This is a genomic window from Geothermobacter ehrlichii (assembly GCF_008124615.1).
In the GTDB taxonomy this organism is placed as follows: domain Bacteria; phylum Desulfobacterota; class Desulfuromonadia; order Desulfuromonadales; family Geothermobacteraceae; genus Geothermobacter; species Geothermobacter ehrlichii.
On the sequence record NZ_VNIB01000007.1, the window covers coordinates 100,851 to 107,500 of the forward strand.

Consider the following 6,650-nt stretch of genomic DNA (forward strand, 5'->3'; position numbering starts at 1 on the left):
CATGAACCGGAAACCCGAAAATGTCCGCCTCGGCCTGGCCCTGGGCAGCGGCGCTGCCCGGGGGCTGGCGCACATCGGCCTGATCAAGGTGCTCGAAGCCGAAGGAATCCGGCCGGTCGCCGTCGCCGGCACCTCCATCGGCGCCCTGATCGGCGCCCTCTACGCCGCCGGCGTTCCGGCCGCCGACATGGAGGATGTCGCCCTGCGCGTCGACTGGCGGCAGCTGGGCCGGCTGGTCAGGCCAACGGTTCCCACCAGCGGCCTGATCGACAGCGAACGGCTGGAGCGGTTTCTCGCCGAGCTGCTGCCGGTCAGGGCCTTCAGCGAACTGCAGATCCCCCTCGCCATGGCCGCCACCGACATCGAATCGGGCGAAGCGATGATCCTGCGCCAGGGCGAGCTGCTGCCCGCCCTCAGGGCCGCCATCGCCTTTCCCGGCATCTTTCCGCCGGTCCGCATCGGGCAGAGATTCCTGGTCGACGGCGGACTCTGCCATCCCGTTCCCGTCGGCGCCGTCAGGGAACTGGGCGCCAACAGGATTCTCGGCCTGTGCGCCATCCCCGAAGTCGACAAGCGCAGCCATGAGGCCTGGGTTCCCTCCCCGCATCCGCGCCGCCAGAAACCGCGCGGTTCGTTGTTCGGGCTGATCAACGCCGACCGGGTCGACCGCCTGTGGCGGGACATCTGGGGGCGCAACGACAAAGGCGGCGACAGCAAACAGGAGGAACGCCGTCCGCCCAACATCTTCCGCGTCTTCGCCCAGAGCGTCGCCATCATGGAAAACCAGATCAACGCCCTGCGGCTTGAAAAGGAAGGTGTCGATCTGCTGCTGCGTCCGCAGTTCGCCGGCATCAACATGCTCGAATTCCACCGCGGCGAAGAGATCATCCGGGCTGGCGAAGAAGCGGCGCGCCAACAGCTGCCCGCCATCCGCCGGCTGATCGCCGCCGGCGGCTGAGTCCAGACGCCGAACTGGCGGCAGAGAAGATTTCCGGTTGCCCGGCGGCGGCCCTGTGTTACACTTTAACTGCCTGTAATAACTGAAAAACAGGAGGAGACCATGTTCGAACTGATCGAAAAGGCCATGCTGACCGCCATGGGCGCCGCATCTCTCAGCCAGAAAAAGGCCGAAGAACTGCTTGCCGACATGAAGGAGCGGCTGAACCTGAGCGAAGACGAGGGGCGCGCCCTGCTGCAGAAGCTGCAGGAAACCGCCAAGGTCAACCAGGCCAAGCTGGAGGAGCTGGCCCAGCAGGAAGTGGAGAAGGCCTGCAAGCGGCTCGGAGTTGTCACCGCCGACGAGTTCCAAAAGCTGCGCAAGAAGGTCAGCCAGCTGGAAAAGAAGCTCAAGAGCCAGTAACGCCCCGACGGGCCACAAATGCTTCCCTTTTCCCGCTTCAACCGCAATATCCGCACGATCAGACGCTACCGGACCATTCTCGGCATCCTGATCAAGTACGGCTTCGGGCAGTTCGTCGAACAGCTCAACATCAACTACTATCTTGAGCTGGGGCGCAAGATAGTCACCCTGGGAACAGCCCCCAAGGAGATCGAACGCCTCGGCCAGCCGCAACGGCTACGGCTGGCTCTGGAGGAGCTCGGACCGAGCTTCATCAAGCTCGGCCAGCTGCTGTCGACCCGTCCCGACCTGGTTCCGCGCGAATACATCGACGAGCTGAAAAAGCTGCAGGACCGCGTGCCGTCGGTGCCGCAGGACAAGATCAGGGCCGCCATCGAGCGCGAGTTCGGCTATCCGGTCGAGGAAATCTTCTCCGAATTCGATCCCGAGCCGATCGCCGCCGCCAGCATCGCCCAGGTCCACCACGGCCGCCTCAAGGACGGCACCAAGGTCGTCTTCAAGATCCGCCGCCCGGGAATCGTCGATGTCATCGAAACCGACCTCGACATCCTCATGGGACTGGCCTACCTGATCGAACACCACGTGCCCGGCGGCGATCTCTACGATCCGGTCGGTCTGGTCAGGGAATTCCGTCGCACCATCCACCGAGAGCTCGACTTCACTCGCGAGGCGCGCACCATCGAGCGCTTCGCCGCCAATTTCGCCGGCGACGAAACCGTTCACGTGCCGCAGATCCACTGGGACTATTCCGGCGAAACCGTGCTGACCATGGAGCACATCGAGGGGATCAAGGTCAGCGACCTCGATCGCCTGCGGGCCGAGGGTTACGACCTGAAGGTCATCGCCAGCCGGGGCGCCGACCTCTTTCTGCGCCAGGTGCTCGAATTCGGCCTCTTTCACGGTGACCCGCATCCGGGCAACATCTTCATTCTGCCGGAAAACCGGGTCTGCATGATCGATTACGGCATGGTCGGCCATATCGGCGACGAGCTGAAGCGGCAGATCGTCGACCTGCTGCTCGCCATCCTGCAGCAGGATGTCGACCGGATCATCGACCAGCTCCTCTACTCCGGCGAACTGACCGACGAATCGAACATCAAGGCCCTCAAACGCGACCTGAGCGAGTTCATCGAAGACTACTACGAACTGCCGCTGCAGGAGATCAAGGTCGGCAAGCTGCTCGGTGACTTCGTGGAGATCCTGACCCATTACCGGATCCGCTTCCCCTCCGACCTGATGCTGCTGGCGCGCGCCCTGGTGGCCATGGAGGGACTCGGCCGGCAGCTCGACCCCGACTTCAACATGATCGGCTATCTGCGCCCCTGGCTGGAAAGACTGGTCAAGGAACGCCTGACGCCGGCCAACCTGAGCCGTGACTTCGGCCGCGTCGCCCAGTCCTACCTCAGCCTGATGCGCAACCTGCCGACCGACATCAAGGAATTCATCAACCGGGTCAACCGCAACAAGTTCAAGATCGACCTCGAACACCGCGGGCTGGAAAAGCTGATCACCGACCTCGACAAGGCCAGCAACCGCATCTCCTTCAGCCTGCTCATCGCCGCTCTGATCGTCGGTTCATCCCTGATAATGCAGACCGACAAGGGACCGCTCCTGTTCGGCTTTCCCATTCTCGGCTTTCTCGGCTACTCCGTCGCCGGCATCCTCGGCCTGTGGCTGGCGATCGCCATCCTGCGCTCCGGACGCCTGTAGCCTGCCGGCCACAAACCGGCGACCGGCTGTGGCCCCGTGTCCACAACCTGTGTTCCTCTGTCCACAAATGCCGCGCCGCTACCGCCACAATCTCCTATCAAACATCATAACAAACTGTATTTGCTGACTTTTTTCACAGCCAGAAAAAGCCACACTGTGGCCCGCATCTTGCATTCGGAATGGATGCAGATGCCGGCTCGAGCGAGCCGAACGACCCAGGAGAAGGCAGATGATTTTTCAGGCCACCATTGCCAAGCCCGTCACCATCACCGGAATCGGACTCCATTCCGGTCGCGACATAACCATGACTCTGCGTCCGGCCGATGCCGGAACCGGAATCATCTTTCACCGCACCGAAGGGGAGCGTACCGTCGCCATTGAGGCCAGGGCCTGCAACGTGGTCGACACCCGGCTCGCCACCGTCATCGGCAAGCAGGGGCTGAGCGTTTCTACCATCGAACACCTGATGGCGGCCCTGACCGCCTTCGGCATCGACAACCTGCACATCGACATCGACGGCCCGGAAGTTCCGATCATGGACGGCAGCGCCGCCCCGCTGATCGACCTTCTGACCGAGGCCGGACTTCAGCGGCTGCACCGCAGCCGCAAGTACCTGGCCATCCGCAAGCCGATCACCCTGGTCGAAGGGGAAAAACGGGTCAGCCTGATTCCGTCCCGTTTCTTCCGCATCAGCTTCGATATCGCCTTCGACCATCCCTGCATCGGCCTGCAGTCCCGATCGATCAAGTTTTCACCGGAACTCTTCCGTCGCGACATCGCCCCGGCCCGCACCTTCGGCTTTCTGCACGAGGTCGAGTACCTCAAGGCCAACGGCCTGGCGCGCGGCGGCTCGCTGGAAAACGCCGTGGTCATTGGCAAGGACGGCATCCTCAACGACGAAGGACTCCGCTTCAGCGACGAGTTCGTGCGCCACAAGATTCTCGACGCCATCGGCGACTTCAGCCTGCTCGGCTACCCGCTGCTCGGCCACATCAAGGCTTTCAAGGCCGGCCACGACATCAATCACAAGGCGGTCACACGGGTGCTCGAATCACCCGACCACTGGCAGATCGTCGAGTTCTCCGAAAAGGACCTGCTCGAAGCGCTGGAGCAGGCCCCGGCCGCCTACCAGGAAGAACTGGTCTTCTCCAAGGCCTGAGGCGGAACAGGAACCGAAACGGCCAGGGCAGCCTTGCGGCTGCCCTGAGTTTGCCGACCGACCAGGCGGCCTTTTTCGTCGCCCCCTCCTCCACCCTTGTCAAATGCCCTGTTTTATCCTACCTTTGGGCAACCGGAAAGCTCCATAGTTCCGATTTGACCAAGAGCGGTATCCGCATGAACCAGGGCGACCAGGACAAGACCAGAAAAAGCGAGCTGCGCAAACGACGCCGCGAGTGGCTGCTCGTACTGGTGGTCGTGGCGCTGGTCATCGTCTTTTCCCGCTTCGAGACCGAACTTTTCCAGTTCACCTCAAGCATTCCGCTGTCGAACACGGTTCTCGTCCTGGCCCTGATCAACATCAACATCCTGTTGATCATCCTCTTTCTCTTCCTGGTCTTCCGCAACCTGTTCAAGCTGATCATCGAACGGCGCCGGAACGTTCCCGGCGCCCATCTGCGCAGCAAGCTGGTCCTCTCCTTCGTCGCCTTCTCCCTGATCCCGACCATGGTCCTGTTCATGGTCTCGGCCGGCTTCATCAGCACCACCATCGAAAACTGGTTCAATACCCAGATCGAAACCTCACTACAGGAATCCCTCGAAGTCGCCCAGACCTACTATCGCAACTCGGCCTCCAACGCCCTCTACTATGCCGATCAGCTGGCGGCCACCATCAAGGAGCAGAAACTGCTCAACGAAAGCAACCTGCCCCGGCTTGAGGCGCTGATCATCCAGAAACAGAAGGAGTACAACCTGGGCGTGGTCGAGGTCTTTTCCGCCACCTACGAGGAGTTGGTGCGCGCTTCCAACCCGCACATCCCGGCGGCGGAATTCACCAATCCCGATTCCGAGGCGATACGCGAAGCCCTGCAGGGCAAGCGCATCACCCGCATCACCCCCATCGGCAAGGCCGACCTGATTCGCGGCATCGTCCCCATCTACTCCAACTTCAACCCCGAGGACATCGTCGGCGCAGTGGTGGTCAACTACTACGTGCCCTACTCCCTGGTCAGCAAGATGAAGGAGATCTCCACCTCCTACGAGCAGTACAAGGGGACGAAGTTTCTCAAGTCGAAAATCCAGCAGGGCTATGTCATCGTCCTGCTGCTGATCGCCCTGGTGATCCTCTTTCTCGCTACCTGGTTCGGCTTCTACCTGGCCCGCGGCATCACCGGACCACTGCAGGACCTGGCCGAGGCGACCGAAAGGGTGGCCGCCGGCGACCTCGAACTGCAGCTGACCGCCAGGACCGATGACGAAGTCGGCTCCCTGGTGCAGTCCTTCAACAAGATGACCCAGGATCTGAAGCAGCATCAGCAGGCCCTGCGGCGCACCAACCTCGAACTGAGCCAGTCCAACCTCGAACTGGAACAGCGCCGCCGCTACATGGAGATCGTGCTGTCGAACGTGACCGCCGGGGTCATCTCGATCAACAAGAACGGCGCCATCACCACCATCAACAAGTCGGCTACCCGGCTTCTGCGCATCAATCCGCACAACATCATCGGCCGCAACTTTCGCGAGGTCGTCGGCCCGACCTACCTGCCGATCATCAAGGACTTTCTGCGCGAGCTGGTCCATTCGGGCAAGGATTCGATCCGCAAGCAGCTGTCGCTGCAGATCCAGGACCAGCGCCTGACCCTGCTGGTCAACATGACCACCCTGCGCGACGAAAACGGCGAGTTCATGGGCACCGTGGTGGTCTTCGACGACCTGACCCAGCTGATCAAGGCCCAGCGGATGGCGGCCTGGCGCGAAGTTGCGCGCCGCATCGCCCACGAGATCAAGAATCCGCTCACCCCGGTCCAGCTTTCGGCCCAGCGCCTGCGCCGGCGCTACCTCGACCGTTTCGGCGAGGACGACACGGTCTTCGACGAGTGCACCCGCATGATCATCAAGCAGGTCGATGAGCTGAAGACCCTGGTCAACGAGTTCTCCAACTTCGCCCGCATGCCGGCAAGCAACCCGACGCCCAACGACCTGAACGAAATCATCAGCGAAACCCTGGTCCTCTACCAGGAAGGGCACAAGGAGATCGACTTCAACTTCAGGCCGGACCCGTCGCTGCCGATCTTCAACCTCGACCGCGAACAGATCAAGCGGGTGCTGATCAACCTGCTCGACAACGCCATCGACGCCATGAACGGCAAGGGGCGGATCGACATCAGCAGCCACTACAGTCCCGACCTGAAGATGGCGACGATGGAAGTTGCCGACTCCGGCAGCGGCATCCGGGAGGCAGACAAGGCACGGCTGTTCGAACCCTACTTCTCGACCAAGAAATCGGGAACCGGACTCGGACTGGCCATTGTCGCCACCATCATCTCGGACCATAATGGCTACATCCGGGTCAAGGACAACACGCCGCGTGGCACCCGGTTCGTCGTCGAACTGCCGGTGAGCGAAAAACAGCCCGCGGCCT

The 6,650-nt window shown here is 61.9% G+C and carries 5 protein-coding genes (1 of these 5 only partly in view); all 5 read left to right on the forward strand.

Annotation, left to right across the window (positions count from 1 at the left end; translation table 11 throughout):
* Position 1: 1 nt before the first annotated feature.
* Positions 2-958, forward strand: a complete 957-nt coding sequence (locus tag EDC39_RS09095) for a patatin-like phospholipase family protein (protein WP_148896072.1) — start codon at positions 2-4, stop codon at positions 956-958.
* 102 nt (positions 959-1,060) lie between these two features.
* The gene (locus EDC39_RS09100; RefSeq protein ID WP_148896073.1) at positions 1,061-1,360 is read left to right on the forward strand and encodes a phasin family protein; all 300 of its coding nucleotides are present in this window, start codon (positions 1,061-1,063) and stop codon (positions 1,358-1,360) included.
* An 18-nt stretch (positions 1,361-1,378) separates the two neighbouring features.
* Positions 1,379-3,070: an ABC1 kinase family protein gene (locus EDC39_RS09105; RefSeq protein WP_148896074.1), complete on the forward strand. Its 1,692-nt coding sequence runs from the start codon at positions 1,379-1,381 to the stop codon at positions 3,068-3,070.
* Between the two features lie 229 nt (positions 3,071-3,299).
* On the forward strand, positions 3,300-4,229 hold the full coding sequence (gene lpxC, locus EDC39_RS09110) for a UDP-3-O-acyl-N-acetylglucosamine deacetylase (protein WP_148896075.1): 930 nt from the start codon (positions 3,300-3,302) through the stop codon (positions 4,227-4,229).
* A 176-nt stretch (positions 4,230-4,405) separates the two neighbouring features.
* A protein-coding gene (locus tag EDC39_RS09115) for a sensor histidine kinase (RefSeq protein WP_148896138.1) crosses the window boundary here: on the forward strand, positions 4,406-6,650 show its 5' portion. It continues 2 nt past the right edge of the window; only the first 2,245 of its 2,247 coding nucleotides appear in the window; its start codon is at positions 4,406-4,408; only part of the stop codon is in view: it crosses the right edge, with 1 base visible at position 6,650.